The following is a 21250-nucleotide window of genomic DNA, read 5'->3' as shown; positions in this document are numbered from 1 at the left end:
AATTTTGTTCCGTTTGGTAAAATATACAAAAACCAGAGAGGGCTGACTCCAAAAGTCCGCTTTTTGGCGGACTTTTGGGTCAGCCCCTTTCTTTCATGCAAACACAGGCGCATCGAGCCGCCGCCGCTTTATTCAACGATTTCTTCGTGATGGTGGTAATAGCGCTCATAAATGTATTCAATTTCTGCATCGGTCATATAGGCGAGTTCCTCGCGCGACAATCCCCGCACTTTTTCGATAAACTCGATCATATTTTTCCGTTCCGTTCTGCTCATGATCGCCACTCCTTTATACTGTTTTAAAACAGAAACTTGATATCTTGGTTTTATTATATAACAGAGGGAACAAAATGGTCAACGATTTTTTTGAAAAAAATAAAAAATAAAAACAAAAAACGGTCAAGCCGCTGTTTCCTGTTCCCGGCGGCTGACGAGGCAAATGGCCGGAACGAGGAGGACAGCGCTGACCGCAAGGAAAAAGGCGCGAGCAGAGAGATCAACCACGCTGCCGGCAAGCGGCGGGCCCGTCATGCTGCCGAGACTGTATAGCATCCCGCACAACAAATTGCCGGCGGGAAGCAGCTCTTTCGGCAACAGGTCGGTCATATAGGCGATGCCGAGCGAGAAGAGCGAGCCGGTAAACATGCCAGCGGTGAACAAACAAGCAGCCAACCCAACCGTGGACGCACCGACAGTGAGGGCAATCAAAAAACAACCGGCGCCGGCCAAGAGTGCACCGGTGATGATCTCGCGCCGCCCGAACCGGTCGCTGAGCGCCCCGAGCGGGAGCTGAAAGACGATGCCGCCCAACGAGAAAAACGGCAAAATGAAGGCGATTTGTTCGGCGCCCATCTGCTTGCGCAAGGCGTACAGCGGGAAGATGGAATGGACAGCCGCTTCTAAAAAACCGTAGGCAAACGGCAACAAAAGCGCTGGCCATGCCTGTTTCCAAGCGCCAATAAACCGACCGGCCGCCGACGAAGAACGTTCAAGCGGCTTTGGTTTTTCGTTCGGCAGCCAAAAGACGCCGATCCAACCGGCGAAACTAAGGAGAGCAGCTAAATAAAACGGAAGCGCCTTCTCGACCGAAGCGAGTGAAGCCAACAGCGGGCCGATGGTGAAGCCGAGGCCGAACGCCCACCCATACAGCGACAATCGCCGTCCGCGTTCAGTCGGCGGCGAAAAGTCCGTAATCCACGTTTGTGTCGCAAAATGAAGCATATGATCGCCGATGCCGATGGCAAAGCGAAGAACAAGCCAAAAGAAAAGAGAAGGAAAAAGTGGAAAAAGAATAAGCGAACATATTACAATGAAACCACCAAGGAGAATGAGGAGCCGATAGCCATAGCGTCTCAGCGGCCGTTCCAAAAATGGCGAAATGGTCAAGACACCGATATACAGGGCGGCGGCGTGCGCCCCGTTAACGGACGAAGAGACGCCGTTTTCATCAAGAAGCATCGCCAAAAGCGGCAGCAACATCCCTTGCGATAGACCAGAGACGGCGACAATCCCGGTTAAGATGGCAAAACGCATCGTGCATCCCCATTTCAGTTGAAATCGCAGGCCAATCAAACAAGCGAGGCTGGATGTTTCCTAGGGCGAATGAATGCCCTTATCCATCGTACATAGAAACGGCGGTCAATGCAACGAAAACAATCAAGAGGAAAGGTGGAAGAGAAATGAACAAGGTGTTTGCTTGGATGACATGGATCGGCGTGCCGGTGTCGGTCATCGGCGGGTTTCTTCATTGGCTTTACGCCGCTGCCCTTTATTTCCGGCTTGTCACCCAGCGGCGTATATCAGCATAAATCAGAAGAAGTGGAAGAACATGAAGAGCCCGAATGGGGCAAAGGGAAAGCGACCGCCATTTTGGCGCTGGCGACGGTTGCGGTCGCCTATTTATCGGAACGGCTCGTTCATACGTTTGAAACGGTCGCCGAGTCATTCGGCTGGAGCGAGCTGTTTATCGGGATCATCATCGTGGCCATCGTCGGCAATGCGGCGGAGCACGCTTCCGCGGTGATTATGGCGTACAAAAACAAAATGAATGTCGCGGTGGAAATTGCCGTCGGCTCGACATTGCAAATCGCCATGTTCGTTGCGCCGGTGCTTGTGCTCGTTTCGCTTTTGTTTCCGGAAAAAATGCCGCTTGTCTTTTCACTTCCTGAGCTGGTGGCGATGGCTGCTTCCGTCCTTTTGATGATCGTGCTGTCAAATGATGGTGATACGAACTGGTTTGAAGGAGCAACATTGCTCGCTGCCTATACGAGATCATGGGCATCGGTTTTTACTTGCTGTAAGTGACTGCATCCGGGTATTCGCCGTCCGGGTGTTTTTTTGGCGGGTGCGGGAAGTGGGGCGCCAAACGGGGAAAATTTTCGCCGCCGCGGATAAACGGCGCATTTTGAAAGAAACTAACAGTGAATAACGTGGGAAGAAAGGAGTGAAGACGATGAAAAAGTGGGCTGTTTCGCTGTTCGTGAGCGTGCTTCTTCTTTATGCGGCGGCGTTTTCGGCGCTGGCGGCTGCCGGCAAACCGGCGCCCGGTGCGGTGATTGATATATCGAAAGAAAATACGTATCCGAACCCGACGCAAGATTTGCCGCATTTGGAACCGAGCTCGTTTACAAAACAGCTGCTAAGATCGGCGAATGTGAAAATTGAGAATCCCGAATTGATCCATCTCTTTAATGAATCTTCGGCGACCGACACGCCATGGGCCGTTGGCTATCGAGCGACGATTTATTTAGGCCAATGGCCGCTCAATTACCAGTCGATCGAAACGTCGACGAACTGGGAATATCAAAAGGTCAACACGAATTTCCTTGATAACCGCGGCGGCGATACGGCGCAAAAGTTGTACTATAAACAAGAAATGCAAAAATACGTCCGCGGCGGGTTGACGGTGAAAGTGCCGAATGAAGACGCGGTTAAGCGGATGATGTTAAACAAAGCGATGGAAAAGACGAACTTGCCGCTCTCTTTCAGCACGGTTGTCGGCCTTGGCACGAAAAAAGACCAACCGTACAACGTACCGGCGAAAAAAATAGGTTATTTGTACGCGTACGCTCCGGCGGTGAATGAAAAAGGGAAAGTAACATACGGGGAAGTGTACGTCGTGCTCAAAGGAAACAAAAAGAAAATTGTCGTCAAAAACGTGACGACAAGAGGGGTTGGGGCATGGATTCCGGTGCAGGATCGCCTGTACATGTCATATGTGGTGAGTGAACAGCCAAGATAAAACGTCAAGGAAAAGCTCCTTGACGTTTTTTATCGGCCAATGCGCGCGGACCGCTTCGTAAAATCGACGCCGCGGTAATACGTCTGCTTCACAAGGACGTTCGGTCCGAGGCAGCGTGCCGACGGGCAGTGGCAAAGAAGCTCCCTAGCAAGCTTTGAGCGCCGCCATTTGTCATACACGTCTGGCAGCGAATCGTGAATGATGTTGCCAAGCGGCGGTTCATCACCGAAATCGGTGACGATGACATCGCCGGTGAAAATATTGACATTGAGCCGTGAACGTCCGTCTGGATCGTTGCGCACGGTGACGTTTTTGCTTTCATACAGCCGCTTCAATAGGCGCACATCTTCTTCGTTGTCGCTGCACGGGTAAAACGGCAGCGTGCCAAACAGCATCCAGACGTTTTCGTCGCGAATGTCAAGCAAATGGTGAATCGCTTCGCGCAATTCGTCCAAGCTCAACGTCTCCAAAGCGCTGGCAAAATCGCTCGGATACATCGGATGGATTTCATGGCGCCGGCAGCCCATTGCCTCGACAACTTGGCGGTGGATCGTTTCCAAGTGGCGGACGGTTCGTTTGTTTAACATCGTTTCCGCCGATACCATCACGCCGGCATTGGCCAGCGCTTTTGCATTGTCAAGCATGCGCTGGAAGTATTTCTCACGTTGGGCGCGCGTCGGCTTCCGCTCCATCATGGCAAAACCACCTTCGACAAAGTCGTCGATCGTCCCCCAGTTGTGCGAGATATGGAGCACATCCAAATACGGAATGACTGGTTCATAGCGAGACAAATCCAACGTCAAGTTCGAATTAAGCTGCGTCCGCACCCCGCGCTCGTGCGCGTAGCGGAGAAGGGGAACGACGTATTGTTCGACGGATTTTAATGACAGCATCGGCTCGCCGCCGGTGATGCTTAAGGAGCGCAAATGCGGAATTTCCTCGAGACGGCGGAGCAACATATCAAGCGGCAGCGCCTCGGGATCTTTCATTGTCAACGTATAGCCAACAGCACAATGCTCACAGCGCATATTGCAAAGCGTCGTTGTGGTAAACTCAATATTCGTCAGTTGTAGTTTTCCATATTCTTCAATATCGACGTACGCTTCCCAAGGGTCATACGCCGGTGTAATGGCTGGCATGGTGGATGAGCGCATGGTCTTCTCCTCTTTCCATTCAAAGTCCCAACGTTCATTATCGGCAACAGTCACTCCGCTTGTCAATCGTTTTGGCCGCTGATCCTCTATCCCATTCCTATGAGGCGGGCGGGGGACTGATGAGACAGAAAAGAAAGATTTTTTCCATAACCGAGAAAAAGCAGTATAATAGAAGAAGATGAGACAACTGCCAATAGGGCGATCCAAAAGGAAAGGGCGTGGAATCAGCATGGAAAAATTCCAGCAAAGCATGTATGACTTGATCGTTGAGACATCAACGAAGCTGCCGAAGGACGTTCGCCGAGCGATCGCTCGAGCGAAAGTGCGCGAAAACGCCGGTACACGGGCAGCGATGGCGCTCGATACGATCGTCGAGAACATTCAAATGGCGGACGAAAACGTGTCGCCGATCTGTCAGGACACCGGCTTGCCGACGTTTAAAATCAAAGTGCCGGTCGGCGTCAACCAAATCGAAATGAAAAAAGCGATCCGGTCCGCCATTGCCGAAGCGACGAAAAACGGCAAGCTGCGTCCGAACTCGGTCGACTCGCTCACCGGCAAAAACAGCGGCGACAACTTAGGGGAAGGCGTGCCGGTCATTAAATTCGAACAATGGGAAAACGATTACATTGACGTTCGCCTCATTTTAAAAGGCGGCGGTTGTGAAAACAAAAACATTCAATACAGCCTTCCGTGTGAACTCGAGGGGCTCGGCCGCGCCGGCCGCGACCTTGACGGCATCCGCAAATGCATTTTGCATGCGGTGTACCAAGCGCAAGGGCAAGGGTGCAGCGCCGGCTTTATCGGCGTCGGCATCGGCGGCGACCGCTCATCGGGCTATGAGTTGGCGAAAGAGCAGCTGTTCCGTCCGGTCGATGATGTCAATCCGATTGAAGAATTGCGCCAACTCGAAGAATACATTATGGAAAACGCCAACAAACTTGGCATCGGCACGATGGGCTTTGGCGGCGAATCGACGCTGCTTGGCTGTAAAATCGGCGTTATGCACCGCATCCCGGCGAGCTTCTTCGTTTCCGTGGCTTACAATTGCTGGGCGTTCCGCCGCATGGGCGTGAAAATCGATCCGGCGACCGGTGAGATCATCGAATGGTTGTACCAAGACGGCGAAGACGTCGATTTTGCAAAAGAGTTGGAAAAAGCGGAAGCAGCCGCGGCGCTTGAACAAGGCGACACACGCGTCATCGACCTTGTTCCGCCGCTGTCGGAAGAACAAGTGCGCCAGCTTCGCGTCGGCGACGTCGTCCGCATCAGCGGTGTCATTTACACCGGCCGCGATGCCATTCATAAATATTTGATGGACCATGACGCGCCGGTCGACTTGAACGGGCAAATCATTTATCATTGCGGCCCGGTCATGTTAAAAGATGAAGAAGGCCGCTGGCACGCCAAAGCTGCCGGCCCGACGACAAGCATCCGTGAAGAGCCGTACCAAGGCGACATCATGAAAAAATTCGGTGTCCGCGCTGTCATCGGCAAAGGCGGCATGGGCGCGAAGACGCTGCAAGCGTTAAAAGAACACGGCGGCGTGTATTTGAACGCCATCGGCGGCGCGGCGCAATATTACGCCGATTGCATCAAATCCGTGGAAGGCGTTGATTTGCTGGAGTTTGGCATCCCCGAAGCGATGTGGCATTTGCGCGTCGAAAACTTCACTGCTGTTGTCACGATGGATTCGCACGGCAACAGCTTGCATGAAGATGTGGAAAAATCGTCGCTTGAAAAGCTGGCTCAGTTCAAAGAGCCGGTGTTCAAGTAAGAAGGAGAGCTGAATTTCAAGCACATGGCTATTGGTATTCAAACAAGCTGATCCCGTTTTCTTCTCTGTCCCCAAAGCGCTTGCTTTTGGGGCCTTTTTTTGCAAAAAATGGCGCGCGTAAAGCGGTCAGGGGTGAAAACAATAAGAAAGAGGAAAAGATGGCGGCCAAGGAGGAACTAGGCATGAGATGGCTCATTTCTCTCGTTTTAGCGCTCTCGCTTTTTCCCGCCCCTGCTTTTGCCATAAGCAATGCGCCGATCCATTGGGGATTGAAGCGAAGCGAAAACCACGAGCCCCCATCGGCGGGAAAAGAGCTCGATGAACTGCTCGCCAAACATGACGCCTTTTATTTAGGCGACACGAGCGAAAAAACGATCTATTTAACATTTGACAACGGGTATGAAAACGGCTATACGGCGCAAATTTTGGACGTGTTAAAGGAAAAACATGTGCCAGCCGCCTTTTTTGTCACTGGTCATTATTTGCAAACAGCGCCCGATTTAGTCAAACGGATGGCGGCGGAAGGGCATATCATCGGCAACCATTCATGGCACCATCCCGATTTGACGGCGGCAAGCGAAGAGCGGTTTCGTGAAGAGCTGGAAAAAGTAAAAGAAAAGACCGAGGAATTGACCGGGCAAAAAGGGATGGCGTACCTTCGCCCGCCGCGCGGCATTTTCAGCGAACGGACGTTATCTCTCGCCCGCGACCTTGGCTATTATCACGTCTTTTGGTCGCTGGCGTTCGTCGACTGGCAAACCGACCGCCAGCGCGGCTGGCAATATGCTTACGACCAAATCATGAAACAAATCCATCCGGGGGCGATTTTGCTGTTGCATTCCGTGTCCAAAGACAATGCCGAAGCGCTGCCGAAGGTGATCGACGACTTGCGCAAACAAGGGTATACGTTTGCCAGCTTAGATGAGTTGATGGTGAAAAAGATGGGCCTCCATCCGCGGCTGTTTCGCCCATAAGCCGCTTTCATCACTTGAGCGCAAAAGTGGTACGAAACGTTGTGTGTTGGACCATTCGAAAACCCGCCTCGTTCTGTCAACCGAACCATATGCCGCTGCCTCGTCCTGCCAACAAGTTGGTTCGACGGGGCGTTTTTCGTTATAATAGGGGCACGGACAAATGAGAAAGGTGAGAACGATGTGGAAGCAAACGATTACCGTGCCCGCGCCGTACGATTTTGCGCATGCGTTGGAGCGATTGGCGCTCGATCCGCTGCTGGCGGTTGATCTAGAGCGGCAGCGCGTCACCGTGCCGCTTCATCTCGATGACGTAAAGGTGCCTGTCGTGGTGGAAAGCATCGGCGCGAAAGACGCCCCGCGCTTTATCGTGTCGGGGCCGCATCCCGAGCGGCAACAGGAGATCATCGAACGGATTTCTCATCTGTTTCAATGGCGGACGCCCCTTGCCTCGGTGCACGGCTACTTTCAGGCGACCGAGCTGGCGCCGCTGTTTGCCCGTTATGAGGGGCTGCCGTTGGTGCTTGATTTTGATTTGTATTTTTGCCTCGTCAAATGTTTGATCCACCAACAGCTTCATCTCAAAGTCGGCTATCGGCTCACAGAGCGGTTTGTGAAAACGTTCGGCGAGGAGCGGGACGGCGTTTGGTTTTACCCGCGCCCAGAAGAGATCGCGGCCCGCTCGTACGAGGACTTGCGCGCCTTGCAGCTGAGCGGGCGGAAAGCCGAATATATCGTCAATGTGTCGCGCCTCATTGCCGAGGGGAAGCTGCGGCTTGATGAACTCGAGCAGATGGAAGACGGCGAGGTGATGGAGAGGCTGACCGCCGTGCGCGGCATCGGTCCGTGGACCGTGCAAAATTTCCTCCTCTTCGGCCTCGGCCGCCCAAACGTCTTCCCGCCGGCGGATATCGGTTTGCAGCGGGCGGTCGAAAAATGGTTCGGGCTTCCGAAGCGGCCGACCACAAAAGAGATGGCGGCGCTTGGCGAACGATGGAAGCCGTACGCCAGCTATGCGGCGCTTTATTTATGGCGAAGCATTGAATGAGAGGGACCGATATGGCAAAGCAACAAATGAACATCAAAATCAAAAAAGGCGAGCAATTTCCCGTGACGATTCAACGGATCGGCATTAACGGCGAAGGGGTCGGTTATTTCCAAAAACAAGTCGTCTTCGTCCCCGGCGCGTTGCCGGGTGAAGAAGTCGTCGTCGAATCGACGGACATCCACCCAACCTACGCCGAGGCGAAAATCAAGCGCATCCGCAAGCGCTCGCCAAACCGCATCAAGCCGCCCTGTCCGCTCTATGACCAGTGCGGCGGCTGCCAGTTGCAGCACTTGGCGTACGAGGCGCAGCTCGAGGCGAAGCGCGACATTGTCATCCAGGCGCTCCGCCGCCATGCCCGGCGCCTCGATGTCGACAAGCTTGACATCCGCCCGACGATCGGCATGGACAACCCGTGGCATTACCGAAACAAAAGCCAGTTTCAAGTTGGAATGAAGGAAGGGAAGGTGCTCGCCGGCCTGTACGGCCTCAACTCCCACCGGCTCATCGATTTATCGGAATGCCGCGTCCAGCATCCGCAAACGACGCGCGTCACGAACATCGTGAAAACGATTTTGCAAGACTTGCACATCCCGATTTACAACGAGCGGACAAGAATGGGCGTCGTGCGGACGATCGTCGCCCGCGTCGGCTTTCATACCGGCGACATCCAGCTTGTGCTTGTGACAGCGACAAAAGACATTCCGCGCAAAGAGCTGTTGATCGAGGAAATCCGCCGCCGTCTTCCAGAAGTGAAATCAATCGTGCAAAACATCAACGGCGAAAAAACGTCGCTTATTTTCGGCGACGAGACAGAAGTGCTCGCCGGCGACGAATACATTCAAGAAACGCTCGGCGATTTGTCGTTTGAACTGTCGGCGCGCGCCTTTTTCCAGCTCAACCCGTTGCAGACGGTGAAATTGTACGACGAAGTGAAAAAAGCGGCCGCCCTCACCGGAACGGAGCGGATCGTTGACGCTTACTGCGGCGTCGGCACGATCGGTTTGTGGCTTGCTCGCGATGCCAAAGAAGTGCGCGGCATGGACACGATTCCGGAAGCGATCGAAGACGCGCAAAACAACGCCAAAAAGCATGGGTTCACCAACACGCACTATGTCGTCGGCAAAGCCGAATATTGGCTGCCAAAATGGGTGAACGAAGGCTGGAAGCCGGACGTCATCATCGTCGACCCGCCCCGCGTCGGCTGCGACCGGGCGTTGCTTGAAACGATTCTCCACGTCCGCCCGAAAACGGTCGTCTACGTCTCATGCAACCCGTCCAGCCTCGCCCGCGATCTCGATGCCTTGGCTGCACAATATCGCGTCGACTACATCCAGCCGGTGGACATGTTTCCGCACACGGCGCATGTGGAAGCGGTGGCGAAATTAACGCTGCAATTTTGACACTCCACGCGTCTTCAGCCGTGTGGAGTGTCAATGGAAAATGAAATCGGGTTCTTCCACTCCTTTTTGGGAGAAAGAAGAGAGGAAGAAAAAGTGGGGGAACCCTTGGAAAAGAAAGGAAAAAAGATCGAAATGAGAGAAAAATGAATTAAGCCAGAGGCAGTGAACTACCCCCACTTCAAATTTTCGCTAGAAAATTAAGTGGGGGTAGTTCACTGAAAACATCGAAAGCGAGCGAAATTGCCGACGCCATTCGCGCCACGTTCCACGGGCAATCGGTGTTCGAACCGGAAGTGGCCGGAAAAGTGATGCGAAACTATCGGAAACAAGGAGAGCGCCTGCCGCATGAGCAGCTCACGAGCCGGGAGATGGAAGTGCTTTTGTTGATGGCGCAAGGGAAAACGAATCAAGAAATGGCCGATGAATTGTTCATTTCACTTAAAACGGTGAAAGTGCATGTAAGCAACATCCTCGCCAAACTCGGCGTCCAAGACCGGACGCAAGCGGTCATTTACGCGTTTCGGCATGGCTTGGTGAAATGAGGAGCGTGTGAGTGGCACAAGCGCTATGCATTGAGAGTATGCTATGTCGAACGCGATTCATTTTTTGATAGGGAGTAGGTGTTCTGTGAACACCAAAACCGCTCCGTTTCATCACGATGAACATGGAAGATGAAACGGAAGCGGTTTTTGACGTGCGGTGGACAGGGAAAATGGCTGGCTAACTGAGAGGAGTTACGCTTGCTTGGTCAGTTGGCGAAGTTTTCGGTCGTGGTGGAGCACTTTTGTTGTCAACACTTCGACCGAGGCTTGAGTATCTGTTAATTCTTCTTCAAGGTGGTCGATTCGTTCGTTCAGTTGTCTGTTTATCTGTTGCATTTCCTCACGAAGGGAGTCGATTTTGGCCTCAAGCCGAGTCTCAACAGCGTGGATTTCTGCCCGAAGCTGTTGCCCCATTTCTTGCATCTCGCTGCGGAGTTGTTGTCCCATTTCTTGCATCTCGTTGCGGAGTTGTTGTCCCATTTCTTGCATCTCGTTGCGGAGTTGTTGTCCCATTTCTTGCATCTCGTTGCGGAGTTGTTGTCCCATTTCTTGCATCTCGTTGCGGAGCTGTTGTCCCATCTCTTGCATTTCACTGCGGAGTCGTTGCTCCATTGTTTGCATTTCATGGTGAAGTCGCTGTTCCATCGTTTGCATTTCATGATGCAGTCGCTGTTCCATCGTTTGCATTTCATGATGCAGTCGTTGCTCCATTTCCTGCATTTTCGAGCTAATTTTGTCAGAATGCTGTTCGAGCGCTTGAAGCACCGCTTGAATGATTGTTTTCTCTTCCACTTTTTCTCACCTCCTCACAGGTATTATACAAAGAAACGGGGCGAGAAAGAAAGAGAAAATATGGTGGTTTTCGTCGAACGTTGACGGTTCGGTTTTTGGTTTAGGATCGCGCGTTTTCGGTTTATCATGCCGTCCGCTTTGCCGTACAATAAACTCATATAAAAAGGCTGTTTTGGCCGCAAAGGAGATGACGATGTTGGACGCAGGATGGAAGTTCGACAACAGTTATGCAAGGCTGCCGGAGCGCTTTTTCAGCAAAGTCCTCCCCACGCCGGTGCGCGCGCCGAAGCTTGCGGTGCTCAATCGTTCGTTGGCAGTCAAGCTTGGGTTGAATGAGGAAGCGTTGCGAAGTGAAGATGGGGTGGCTGTGTTCGGTGGAAACCAAATTCCAGACGGAGCTGAGCCGCTGGCGCAGGCGTATGCAGGGCATCAGTTCGGTTATTTTACGATGCTTGGCGACGGACGGGCGGTGTTGCTGGGCGAGCACGTCACCCCAAGCGGGGAGCGGGTGGACATCCAGCTGAAAGGCTCGGGCCGGACGCCGTATTCGCGCGGCGGCGATGGGCGGGCGGCGCTTGGGCCGATGCTGAGGGAGTACATTGTGAGCGAGGCGATGCACGCGCTTGGCATCCCGACAACGCGAAGTCTTGCGGTCGTCACAACGGGAGAGACCATTATGCGCGAAACGGAATTGCCTGGGGCGGTGTTGACCCGTGTCGCCTCGAGCCATCTGCGCGTCGGGACGTTTCAATACGCGGCGCAATGGGGGACGATAGAGGAGTTGCGCGCTCTGGCCGATTATGCGCTCTGGCGCCATTTTCCTGGCTTTGAGGAAGCTGAGAACCGCTATTTGTTTTTGCTTGAACAAGTGATCGAACGCCAAGCGGAACTGATCGCGAAATGGCAGCTTGTCGGCTTTGTCCACGGGGTGATGAACACGGACAATATGACGATCAGCGGGGAAACGATCGACTATGGGCCGTGCGCGTTTATGGACACATACAGCCTGGAGACGGTGTTCAGTTCGATTGATACGGAAGGGCGGTATGCGTACGGAAACCAGCCGTACATCGGGGGCTGGAATTTGGCAAGGTTTGCGGAAAGCTTGTTGCCGTTGCTTGATGAGAATGAAGAAAAAGCGATCGCGCTTGCCCAAGGGGCGCTTGATGAGTATCCGAAGCGGTATCACCACCATTGGTTTAGCGGGATGCGGGCGAAGCTCGGCCTTGCCGAGGGGCAGGAAGGGGATCAGGAGCTTATTGCGGATTTATTGCGGCTGATGGAAGCACATCGCGCTGATTACACGAACACGTTCCGGGCGTTGACGTTAGGCGAGTATACGGGAATGGCGCTGTTTGATTCCGCTGAGTTCCGGGAGTGGCAGGAGCGCTGGCAAACAAGGCTCAGCCAAGAATCGGTGTCAAGGGAAGAAGCGTATGAGCGGATGCGCCGCCATAATCCAGCTGTGATCCCGCGCAACCACCGGGTTGAAGAGGCGTTGGCCGCCGCGGTCCATGACGGCGACTACGGCGTGATGGAGCGTTTCCTTGAAGCGCTGTCTGACCCGTACGCCTACTCGCCGGAACAAGAGAAATACGCGGAACTGCCTCCGCCGTCCGACCGCCCGTACCGGACGTTTTGCGGGACGTGAAAGGAAACAGGCGGGTTAGGAATGACTGTGGGGCCTTTGAGGCCCTTTTTTGCGCTATCGGCTGGATGGCGGTTTGATCCGAAATAAGGGTGAAACGAAAAACGGGCGGCCTTCGTCTATATTGATAGAGGTGTTGGGAATGCGACGAAAAGGAATGTTATGTTCTGTTGCAGTTATGTTGGCTTGTTTAGCCGTATTCAGCCTCCAGTTGTTTTTGTCTAATGAGCCAAAAGAGTCAAAGACGGTCGAACCCTTTCGCCAGCGCGTCATCATCCGTGATTCCGTTGATGACCCGCTTCCGCCTGAGGTGAAAAAGGCTGGCGCGATGGAAGAGAAAAACGAGCCGCAGCTGCTGCCAAACGTCAATTTGGATGATCCGATTGTGATCACGAAAATGCCGCAAATAGACGCCAATCGCCCGTAGCAGCGGCCGAACGGTGAAGGGAAAAGAATGTGGTCTGAATTTTTTTCAGTGTTTTCTTTGTCATTGGTTGGTTCGTTGTGGCATTAGGGCTATATGTGCTCATTGCTTCGTTCGCAGCAGGCGGTTGGTGGCTGGCTGCCGTCATATGGTTGGCTGGAGGAATTTGTTTGGCCGTATCGAGATTGTTAGGAAGCAAAGGCGGGTAACCGTATGCGGATGTTCCCGTCTCCATTTGTTTCGTGGAGGGATGGCAAGTGTTCTCGAAAAAACCTGCATGTTCGATTTGCGGAAAAGAAATCAAAGGCGGTGAGGCTGTTTTTGTGAAAATGCGTTATCCGGAGCGTAAAGGATTCACGGAAATCCAAGCGTACTTGCGAAATGAAGGTAAGTTTATTTGCGAGGACTGTTTTCGTAAACAATCAAACAGACCTTCCGTTGACGCGTAAAGGGGCTCATCCGAATGCCGAGCCCCTTTATTTATTTTTTAAACAAAGTTTTTTTGCCCATTTTTCATTTTTTCTCTTTACTTTGACGTTGCGTCAAGGTATATCGTCATCGATGGGGAGGTGAGGGAAGTGAAATACACGGTGCATGAGCTGGCAAAACTGGCAGGGGTGACGAGCCGGACGCTGCGGTATTATGATGAGATCGGATTGCTCAAACCAGCCCGATTAAGCGAAGCAGGGTATCGCCTGTACGGGCCGAAGGAAGTCGACTTGCTGCAGCAAATTCTCTTTTACCGTGAACTTGGCGTTGATTTAGAAACGATTAAGCAAATCATCCACTCCCCGTCATTTGATGAAATCAAGGTGCTCAAACAGCACCGTGAGCAGCTGCTTTTGAAACGGCGGCATCTCGATGCGCTGATCGCCAATGTCGAACGAACATTAGCGTCAAAAGAAGGAGGAATACCGATGGACGACAAAGAAAAATTTGCTGCGTTTAAGGAACAATTGATTGAAGAAAACGAACGGAAATACGGCCGGGAAATCCGCGAAAAATATGGCGATGAACAAATCGACCGCTCGAACGAAAAGCTGCGGCAAATGACAAAAGAGCAGTTTGATGAGGCGGAACGGCTCGGCAAAGAAGTGCTCGACGCATTGAAAGAAGCCATTTTGACCGGCGACCCAGCCGGGGAGAAGGCGCAAAAAGCGGCTGATCTCCACCGGCAGTGGCTCAGCTATTATTGGGACAGCTACTCGAAGGAAGCGCATGCCGGGCTGGCCCGAATGTATGTCGACGACGAACGGTTCAAAGCGTATTATGACAATGTTCATCCAGGCGCTGCTGAATTTTTGAAAGAAGCGATTTTGATTTATACCGGGATGAAAAACGGCTAATTGATCGGCAGCCTGCCTCGTTTGAAGGCAGGCTGCGTTTTTTTTTGCCGGCCGCTATACGTACGGGGCGGTTTTCGGTACAATCTAGATGGCGGAAGGATGTACATAACCAATATAGAAAAAATGACCGGGATGAAAGGAGCTGTATGTATGGAAACGCTCAGACAACGGCTGCGATCCATTGATCAAAAGGGATATAAAGCGTATAAAACGATCGAAGGGACGTATTCGTTTCCATTGTTTACGCTCGCGATTGACCACGTGCAGGGCGATCCGTTTGCCGAACCGTCGAAAATTCGGGTGCTCGTGCCGCGGACGAAGACGGTGTTGACATCGGAGTGGACGAATACGAAACCGCGCCGCGTTCGCTGCGAAGACGTGCTGGCGCGCCGCGTCTATCATGAATTGCGGCAATGGCCGCTGCGGGCGCGTGGATCGGGAAAAAGCGGGCTCGTCTTGATCGATGCCCCGGAGCAGAAGGTGCTCGAGCGGACAGCAGTGCAAGTGACGGACGAGACGGTCACTGTCTGTTTGTCGGTCGGGTTGCCGGCGAACGGGCGGCGCATTTTGGCGAAAGAAGCCGAGGCCATCTTTTTCGAGCAAATTCCATCCGTCATCGAGCGGGCGGTGTACGGCCTTCGGGAGGAGGATATTCGTGCGGCAGTCGAGCTTGCCGATCAGCAGCACGCCATTCGCCGCTATTTGCGTGAACACGGATTGGTGGCGTTTGTCGCGAACGGTGCGGTTTTGCCGCGGGAGAGCGGAGTGAGCGACAAGCCGCTGCAACGTGGAGCGGTGCCGTTTCAAAGTCCGCCAGAGCTGGAGATTGCGATCCCCGTTCCGCATCGCGCTGAACCGATCAAAGGCATGGGCATCCGCAAAGGGATTACGCTGATTGTCGGCGGCGGCTACCACGGCAAATCGACGCTGCTGCAGGCGCTTGAGCACGGCGTGTATGATCATGTCGCCGGCGACGGGCGGGAGTTTGTCATCACCGACAGCGGGGCGGTGAAGATTCGCGCCGAAGACGGCCGGAGCGTCGCCAGTGTTGACATTTCTCCGCTCATTGGCACGCTGCCGTATGGAAAAGAGACGAAACAGTTTTCGACGGAAAACGCGAGCGGCAGCACCTCACAGGCCGCGAGCATGATCGAAATGATTGAAGCGGGGGCATCGGCGTTTTTGATTGATGAAGATACGAGCGCGACGAATTTGCTCATCCGAGATGGACGCATGCAGGCGCTTGTGGCGAAAGATGCCGAACCAATCACGCCGTATATCGACAAGGCGCGCCAACTATTTCGCGATTACGGCATTTCGACCGTTCTTGTCGTCGGCGGGTTGGGGGATTACTTGGACATCGCGGATTGCGTGATCAAAATGGAACAGTACGCCCCGTTTGATGTGACGGCAGAGGCAAAACAAATCGCCTTGCAGATGCCGTCGGGACGGAAAGCGGAAGGCGGCGAGTCGTTCGGCTGCATTCATGAGCGCATTCCGCTGCCTGGGAGTTTAAACAGCCAAAAAGGAAAAAAAGAAAAAGCGGTCGCGCGCGGACGGCACGTCATTCAATACGGGCAAACCGATCTATTGCTTTATGCGCTTGAGCAGCTGGTCGATGACAGCCAAACGCGGGCGATTGCCGCGGCGCTGCTGTATATGGAACGAAAAGGATGGTTCGACGGAAAGAAAACCGTCCGCCAACTGCTCGATGCGATCGAAGAACAATGGGATCGCCAAGGCTTGGGCTCCGTTTCGTTCCGAAAAGGGCATCCGGGTGAACTTGCCCGCCCGCGCCGATTCGAGCTGGCGGCGGCGCTCAATCGGCTGCGGACGCTCCGTTGCCGCCAACGCTGAACCATTGCGGGCGGAAGCGGATTGAACCCGCTTTCGCTTTTCGTTTCCGTTGATTTTGTCTAGCATCCCCTTTCGATTATCGTTATAATTATGTTTATCAGTTCAATGAAACGGCTGGCGGCGGGGAGGCCGCGGTTTGGCTGAAGGGGGATCGAGGCATGGGCAAGTCAAAAGGTTCGATTGAATCGGAAATCAGCAAAGCATTGACAAAATGGGAAAAAGATTTTCTTGGCCGCGGTTCGGTATCGGTGAAAACCGATATTTTGCGCGATATGATCATCGTTTCGTTGCACGGCATCCTGACGCCCGCCGAGTACGCGCTTTGCGAATCAAAAGAAGGAATGTTATCGGTGAAGCGGTCGCGGACGAGTTTAGTGGAGTCTGGAGTCGATGACTTGAAAGAAATGATTTTTGAAATCACCGGCGAGAAGGTGAAGAGCTTCCATACGGATTTAAGCACCCGAACGGGCGAGCGGGTGATCGTCTTCAAGCTGTTCAACGATTTAGAAAAGCAGCTTGCAAAATAAATTCATGGATGAAATGTTGACAAAGTTGTTGTATAATTAAAACAACTTTTGTATAGTGAATATAAAATCAAATGGAAACGATAAGGTCGGGAGTCCTTCAAAAAACCTACATAAACGTCGTTTAGGTTCGTTGAAGGGAAACCGACCGGTGTCTGTTGCACAGCGGGAGATCTTCAAACAATCGCCTCACGATTGGTTGAAGGTAAACCGGCTATGGGCAATCGATAGGCAATGGTGCGGCCTTTTTGGTCGCGTTGCCTGATTGACATAGCCGGTTTTTTCTTTTTTCTCCCGAACGAAGACAAAGGACGAGGGGAGGAGAATGTGATGGCAGCACAATGGTTCATATGGGGATGGCTCGCCGCAGTGGCCATCGTTTTCATCAGCGCAGCCGCATGGCTGCATCCGCGCATGCCGGAGCGGTATGTGCATGTGCACGTCTGGCTGTTGCTTCTTCCGGGAGCGGCGGCTGCCGCCGGATGGATCGGCGCCGGCAACGCAGAGGCCGGGCCGTGGCGGTTTGATGCGGTCAGTTGGTTGGTGGCCGTCTATATTTCACTTCTCAGTTGGGCGATTCAACGGTTTGCCGTTCGCTATTTGCATGGCGACCGCGCTTACCGGCGCTATTTTTCCTTGTTGACGTGGACGGTGTCGGCCGCTTCTCTGACATGGGCAAGCGGCGACATGCGCCTCGTTGCCGTCTGCTGGGGGCTTCCATTGATGGGCCTTGTGGCGTTAACGGCATTGAAAAAAGAATGGAGGCCGGCGCAGTTTGTCGCCCGGCAAATGGCGGTCGTGTTCAGCCTGAGTTGGCTGGCCGTCGTCATCGCTGTCGTCTGGCTCGGAACGGCGGCCGGCGAATGGCAGCTTGCTTCTGCGCTGTCGGCGGAGCGCCTTGCCCGCCTAGACGCCTGGGAGAAGGCGGTGATGAACGGACTGCTTATTTTGGCTGCCATTATCCCGGCTGGACAATGGCCGTTCCATCGTTGGCTGATGGAATCGGCGGTGACGCCGACGCCGGTGTCGGCGGTGATGCATGCGGGGCTCGTCAATGCCGGCGGGCTGTTGCTTTGGCGCTTTTCCCCGCTCTTTAGCGGGACGGGGGCGCATATCGCATTGTTTGTGATCTCCTTTTGCTCGATTTTGATTGGTATGGGCATTAGTTTGGTGCAGGCGGACTATAAACGCCAGCTGGTCGCGTCCACGATGGCGCAAATGGGAGTTATGCTTGTGCAATGCGCTCTCGGCGCCTACGGGGCGGCGGTTGTGCATTTGGTGCTGCACGGGCTGTTTAAAGCGACGCTTTTTCTGCAGTCCGGTTCGGTTGTTCCGAGGATCGGCCGGCCGGGATTCCAACGAGGAAGCGGGTCATGGCAGGGAGGTCTTCTCCTTGGCGTGCTGCTTGGGGTGTCTTTTTGGTTCGCTTCCCCGAATGAACCGGCCCGCCTGCTGAGCGCACTTTTGCTTGGGGCCTCGGCGGCGGTCGCTTGGGGACGGCTAGCCGATTTCCGCGAAGGCCGCTGGATGGGCCTGGCGGCGGTGGCTGTGTTGGCGTTTGGTTCGGAAACGGTGCGCCATCAGTTTTTGACGCTGCTCGGCCAGGGGGAAGCGACGGTTTTTGTGCCGCCTGCCGCGTTTGAATGGACAGTAGGCGTCTTGTTTGCGATGGCGGCATTGACCGCTGCCTGGCTGGCAAACCGGCGCACATCGGCGCTTGCCGTTCGGGTGTATATGCATCTCGTTCATCTCGGGGAGCCGCGCCCAGCGGCTATGGAGGCGCATCCCCGTTATTTGGCATCCTATCTGAAGGAGGGAATGGCTCATGAGTAAAAGTGCAATGCCGCTTGAACGGCTAACGGGGGAATCGAAGCCCACCGGCGCAGAAGCCCGCCCGCTTGCTATGCTTGTCAGCGAAGCGGCAAAGGCGGTTGCGCCGCTTTGGCCGATTTCCGCCTTTATCGCCCGCCATCCGTGGATGGGGCTTGAAGAGCAGACGTTTTCCGACGCAGCCGACCGCCTGCAGCAGGCGCATGGAATTGATTTGTATCCGCCGATGGCGGTTTTCCATGCGGCGATGGCAAAAGGGGAGATTGACCTTGTATTCGTCGAGCGGCGGCTGCAGCGTTGGCTTGACAACAAGCCGCTCCCGGTGCGGCGCCAAGAAGCAGAGCGAATGTGCCGCGCCCTCCTTTGGAATGAGACGGTGCCCAACGAGGCGCTTCGTCTGCCGGAACTGGCGGAGCTGGCGCATGCGGCGGCATGGCGTCCGGCGGCTGTTCGGACGGCGGGCGCCGCGTTGCACGGCGTAAGCCAACGCCTTGACCAACAAACCGTCAAATGGTGCAAACTGTTTTATGGTTCGAACACGGCGCCATGGGCGCTTCCACATCGCGAGCTGGGGTTTTACGGAGCATGGCGCCGGCTCATCGCCGCCGACCCGGCGCTCTCGAAAGAGGAACGGAAGCGGCTTGCCGATTGGCCGCACGACGGGGAAGAGGCGCTGCGTCAAGCGTTGATGAAGCTTGGCGTACAGGAGGAAGAGACCGCCGCTTACTTGGAGGCGCATTTGTTGGCGTTGCCCGGCTGGGCTGGCATGGTTGTATGGCAGTCGCGCCGGACGGGCGACGAATTGCGGGGATTGATTGACTATTTGGCGGTCCGTCTGTCGCTTGAATGGACGCTTGTGGCGCCATATTTGCCGCTTGAACGGGAGGATCATGCGGACATCGGCGCTGCTCTTTCACTGTTGGCCGCTTGGCTGCATTGGGGAGGGATGACGCTGGAAGACTGGCGGAACCTGTCCGGCAAAGAGCAGCGCGCCCGGTTGGCGTTTATCGATCGGTTTTGGCGAATTGACCGGTGTCATCTTTGGCTTGAAGCGTGGGAAGATACGTATGAAGCGAAATTGAAAGAAGCGGTATTGGCGCATCAGCCGATGGATGAGACGAAGAAGGCGGCAGCGCAGCTATTGTTTTGCATCGACGTCCGTTCCGAGCCGTTCCGCCGCCATTTGGAAGCGGCCGGACCGTTTGAAACGTATGGCTGCGCCGGCTTTTTCGGCTTGCCGATTCAAACGCGCGCACTTGACAGCGATGACGCTCACCCGTCATGCCCGGCGATCGTCGCGCCGCAGCATGAAATCAACGAAACCGCCGCTTTGGAAGCGGCGCGTCCGTACCGTCGCCGGCGCGATGCATTCCGCTTTGTCGGCCAGACGTTTAAAAAGATCAAACAGCATATGTTGGCCGGCTTATTGCTTCCGGAAATGAGCGGACCATGGCTCGGCCTTCATACCTTCGCCCGCAGCGCCGCGCCGGCTTGGGCTGGCCGGGTCGTCCGCCAGGCGGAAGCGGCAGCCGAACATAAGCCGAAGACGGACTTGTCGCTCCACCGCCATGGAAAGGATGAATCGTCTGGACTGCCGATCGGCTTTACAACCGAGGAACAAGTGCAATACGTGAAGCAGCTGCTCGTCAACATTGGCTTGACGTCTTCGTTCGCTCCGCTTGTGGTTGTTTGCGGCCATGAAAGCGAGACGGCCAACAACCCGTACGCTTCGGCGCTCGATTGCGGGGCGTGCGGCGGTGCGGCCGGGGCGTTCAACGCCCGCGTATTCGCCGCGTTGGCCAACTTGCCGGAAGTGCGCGCTGGACTGGCGGCTGAAGGGATCAACATTCCGGATGAAACGGTGTTTGTCGCTGCGGAACATATTACGACCGTCGATGAAGTCCGCTGGCTTGATGTGCCGCCGTTGCCCGCAGCGGCTGAGGCGGCGTTTCGACAGCTGAAGCAGGCGCTTGGCGAAGCGAGCCGCCGTGCGAACGCTGAGCGGATGGCAAAGCTCCCCCATGTCGGACAGACGCCGCGCGATCCGGTGGCGGAAGCGCAACGGCGCGCCATTGATTGGAGCGAGATCCGTCCAGAATGGGGATTGGCTCGGAACGCTGCGTTCTTGATCGGCCGCCGCAAGTTGACAAAAGGAAAGGACTTAGACGGCCGGGTGTTTTTGCATAGCTACGATTGGCGCGAAGATCCGACCGGTGAGGCGCTCGCCGGCATTATCGCCGGGCCGGCGACCGTCGGACAATGGATTAACTTGCAATATTACGCTTCAACAGTCGCACCGCACTACTATGGGAGCGGCGATAAAACGACCCAGACGGTGACCGGCGGCATCGGCGTCATGCAAGGGAACGGGAGCGACTTGTTAGCCGGCTTTCCATGGCAGTCGGTCGCCGCGTCCGATCGCGAACTGTTTCATGCTCCGCTTCGGTTGCTTGTCATCATCGAAGCGCCGTCCTATTATATCGAGCAGCTGCTCGACAGAAATGAAGAGTTTCGTCGCAAAGTGCAAAACGGTTGGCTCCGTCTCGCCTCGATTGACCCAGACAGCGGGGCGTGGGTGAACTGGGCGGCAGGCCGTCTTGCATCAAGGCAGAAGCGCTAAAAAGCAACGATTTGCCGCTTGCCGAGTTTGCTTGGCGGGCGGCTTTTTTTCGTTGACTGCCAAATGAGGCAGGGAAA

Annotated in this window: 16 protein-coding genes and 2 pseudogenes; 14 read left to right on the top strand and 4 right to left on the bottom strand. The window is 54.6% G+C overall.

What is annotated here, in order from left to right:
• Positions 1 to 128 precede the first annotated feature (128 nt).
• Together CD000_RS13440 and CD000_RS13435 are read right to left on the bottom strand one after the other, a co-directional pair.
• Positions 129 to 275: a BH0509 family protein gene (locus CD000_RS13440; protein WP_011229925.1), complete on the bottom strand. Its 147-nt coding sequence runs from the start codon at positions 273 to 275 to the stop codon at positions 129 to 131.
• A 123-nt stretch (positions 276 to 398) separates the two neighbouring features.
• Entirely contained in the window at positions 399 to 1532 is a 1134-nt protein-coding gene (locus CD000_RS13435) for an MFS transporter (protein ID WP_096225848.1), read from the bottom strand.
• A gap of 218 nt (positions 1533 to 1750) precedes the next feature.
• On the opposite strand from CD000_RS13435, the pseudogene cax reads away from it, so the two are divergent.
• A pseudogene (cax, locus tag CD000_RS13430) lies at positions 1751 to 2299 on the top strand (calcium/proton exchanger); the annotation flags it as partial.
• A 152-nt stretch (positions 2300 to 2451) separates the two neighbouring features.
• Complete coding sequence (locus CD000_RS13425; protein WP_011229928.1) at positions 2452 to 3240, top strand: YfkD famly protein; 789 nt, start codon at positions 2452 to 2454, stop codon at positions 3238 to 3240.
• 29 nt (positions 3241 to 3269) lie between these two features.
• On the opposite strand, the gene yfkAB is transcribed toward CD000_RS13425, so the two are convergent.
• Positions 3270 to 4394, bottom strand: a complete 1125-nt coding sequence (yfkAB, locus tag CD000_RS13420) for a radical SAM/CxCxxxxC motif protein YfkAB (RefSeq protein WP_011229929.1) — start codon at positions 4392 to 4394, stop codon at positions 3270 to 3272.
• A gap of 229 nt (positions 4395 to 4623) precedes the next feature.
• Here yfkAB and CD000_RS13415 point away from each other — a divergent pair, with 229 nt between their 5' ends.
• The 5 genes and pseudogenes from CD000_RS13415 to CD000_RS13395 form a co-directional block, all read left to right on the top strand.
• The gene (locus CD000_RS13415) at positions 4624 to 6171 is read left to right on the top strand and encodes a fumarate hydratase (protein ID WP_096225847.1); all 1548 of its coding nucleotides are present in this window, start codon (positions 4624 to 4626) and stop codon (positions 6169 to 6171) included.
• A 182-nt stretch (positions 6172 to 6353) separates the two neighbouring features.
• A complete protein-coding gene (gene pdaA / locus CD000_RS13410; RefSeq protein WP_096225846.1) occupies positions 6354 to 7145 on the top strand; it encodes a delta-lactam-biosynthetic de-N-acetylase in 792 nt (263 codons plus the stop codon).
• 178 nt (positions 7146 to 7323) lie between these two features.
• Positions 7324 to 8190: a DNA-3-methyladenine glycosylase family protein gene (locus CD000_RS13405; protein WP_014194896.1), complete on the top strand. Its 867-nt coding sequence runs from the start codon at positions 7324 to 7326 to the stop codon at positions 8188 to 8190.
• Positions 8187 to 9590 (top strand): 23S rRNA (uracil(1939)-C(5))-methyltransferase RlmD, encoded by a 1404-nt coding sequence (rlmD, locus tag CD000_RS13400; RefSeq protein ID WP_096225845.1) that lies wholly within the window; start codon positions 8187 to 8189, stop codon positions 9588 to 9590. Before CD000_RS13405 ends, rlmD begins: the two co-directional genes overlap by 4 nt.
• A 215-nt stretch (positions 9591 to 9805) precedes the next feature.
• Positions 9806 to 10132, top strand: a pseudogene (locus tag CD000_RS13395) (response regulator transcription factor); the annotation flags it as partial.
• Between the two features lie 192 nt (positions 10133 to 10324).
• Here CD000_RS13395 and CD000_RS18885 read toward each other — a convergent pair.
• Positions 10325 to 10744, bottom strand: coding sequence for a DUF1640 domain-containing protein (locus CD000_RS18885; RefSeq protein ID WP_483299630.1), 420 nt, complete (start codon positions 10742 to 10744; stop codon positions 10325 to 10327).
• A 373-nt stretch (positions 10745 to 11117) separates the two neighbouring features.
• On the opposite strand from CD000_RS18885, the gene CD000_RS13385 reads away from it, so the two are divergent.
• The 7 genes from CD000_RS13385 (at position 11118) to CD000_RS13350 (ending at position 21173) form a co-directional block, all read left to right on the top strand.
• Positions 11118 to 12575, top strand: a complete 1458-nt coding sequence (locus tag CD000_RS13385) for a protein adenylyltransferase SelO (protein WP_096225844.1) — start codon at positions 11118 to 11120, stop codon at positions 12573 to 12575.
• Between the two features lie 139 nt (positions 12576 to 12714).
• Positions 12715 to 12999: a hypothetical protein gene (locus CD000_RS13380; RefSeq protein ID WP_096225843.1), complete on the top strand. Its 285-nt coding sequence runs from the start codon at positions 12715 to 12717 to the stop codon at positions 12997 to 12999.
• A 575-nt stretch (positions 13000 to 13574) separates the two neighbouring features.
• Positions 13575 to 14342 (top strand): MerR family transcriptional regulator, encoded by a 768-nt coding sequence (locus CD000_RS13370; protein ID WP_233130449.1) that lies wholly within the window; start codon positions 13575 to 13577, stop codon positions 14340 to 14342.
• Between the two features lie 150 nt (positions 14343 to 14492).
• Positions 14493 to 16199 (top strand): ABC-ATPase domain-containing protein, encoded by a 1707-nt coding sequence (locus CD000_RS13365; RefSeq protein WP_096225840.1) that lies wholly within the window; start codon positions 14493 to 14495, stop codon positions 16197 to 16199.
• A 158-nt stretch (positions 16200 to 16357) separates the two neighbouring features.
• Entirely contained in the window at positions 16358 to 16726 is a 369-nt protein-coding gene (locus CD000_RS13360; protein ID WP_044742064.1) for a Na-translocating system protein MpsC family protein, read from the top strand.
• 327 nt (positions 16727 to 17053) lie between these two features.
• Positions 17054 to 18556 carry an NADH dehydrogenase subunit 5 gene (locus tag CD000_RS13355; RefSeq protein ID WP_096225839.1) on the top strand — a complete coding sequence of 501 codons (1503 nt, stop codon included), beginning with the start codon at positions 17054 to 17056 and terminating at the stop codon, positions 18554 to 18556.
• A complete protein-coding gene (locus CD000_RS13350) occupies positions 18549 to 21173 on the top strand; it encodes a DUF2309 domain-containing protein (RefSeq protein WP_096225838.1) in 2625 nt (874 codons plus the stop codon). The genes CD000_RS13355 and CD000_RS13350 overlap by 8 nt, the downstream gene beginning before the upstream one ends.
• Positions 21174 to 21250 lie beyond the last annotated feature (77 nt).

The organism is Geobacillus sp. FJAT-46040 (genome assembly GCF_002335725.1).
In the GTDB taxonomy this organism is placed as follows: domain Bacteria; phylum Bacillota; class Bacilli; order Bacillales; family Anoxybacillaceae; genus Geobacillus; species Geobacillus thermoleovorans.
The sequence above is the reverse complement of the archived record's forward strand: the minus strand, read 5'-3'. Positions and strand labels throughout refer to the sequence as shown.

Excerpts from the sequence above, each read along its gene's own strand:
- CD000_RS13355 (WP_096225839.1), top strand. The coding sequence starts at position 17,054 with ATGGCAGCACAATGGTTCATATGGGGATGGCTCGCCGCAGTGGCCATC.
- CD000_RS13360 (WP_044742064.1), top strand. The coding sequence starts at position 16,358 with ATGGGCAAGTCAAAAGGTTCGATTGAATCGGAAATCAGCAAAGCATTG.
- yfkAB (WP_011229929.1), bottom strand. The coding sequence starts at position 4,394 with ATGCGCTCATCCACCATGCCAGCCATTACACCGGCGTATGACCCTTGG.
- rlmD (WP_096225845.1), top strand. The coding sequence starts at position 8,187 with ATGAGAGGGACCGATATGGCAAAGCAACAAATGAACATCAAAATCAAA.
- CD000_RS13425 (WP_011229928.1), top strand. The coding sequence starts at position 2,452 with ATGAAAAAGTGGGCTGTTTCGCTGTTCGTGAGCGTGCTTCTTCTTTAT.
- CD000_RS13350 (WP_096225838.1), top strand. The coding sequence starts at position 18,549 with ATGAGTAAAAGTGCAATGCCGCTTGAACGGCTAACGGGGGAATCGAAG.
- CD000_RS13440 (WP_011229925.1), bottom strand. The coding sequence starts at position 275 with ATGAGCAGAACGGAACGGAAAAATATGATCGAGTTTATCGAAAAAGTG.
- CD000_RS18885 (WP_483299630.1), bottom strand. The coding sequence starts at position 10,744 with ATGGAGCAACGACTCCGCAGTGAAATGCAAGAGATGGGACAACAGCTC.
- CD000_RS13385 (WP_096225844.1), top strand. The coding sequence starts at position 11,118 with ATGTTGGACGCAGGATGGAAGTTCGACAACAGTTATGCAAGGCTGCCG.
- CD000_RS13365 (WP_096225840.1), top strand. The coding sequence starts at position 14,493 with ATGGAAACGCTCAGACAACGGCTGCGATCCATTGATCAAAAGGGATAT.
- CD000_RS13405 (WP_014194896.1), top strand. The coding sequence starts at position 7,324 with ATGTGGAAGCAAACGATTACCGTGCCCGCGCCGTACGATTTTGCGCAT.
- CD000_RS13380 (WP_096225843.1), top strand. The coding sequence starts at position 12,715 with ATGCGACGAAAAGGAATGTTATGTTCTGTTGCAGTTATGTTGGCTTGT.
- pdaA (WP_096225846.1), top strand. The coding sequence starts at position 6,354 with ATGAGATGGCTCATTTCTCTCGTTTTAGCGCTCTCGCTTTTTCCCGCC.
- CD000_RS13435 (WP_096225848.1), bottom strand. The coding sequence starts at position 1,532 with ATGCGTTTTGCCATCTTAACCGGGATTGTCGCCGTCTCTGGTCTATCG.
- CD000_RS13415 (WP_096225847.1), top strand. The coding sequence starts at position 4,624 with ATGGAAAAATTCCAGCAAAGCATGTATGACTTGATCGTTGAGACATCA.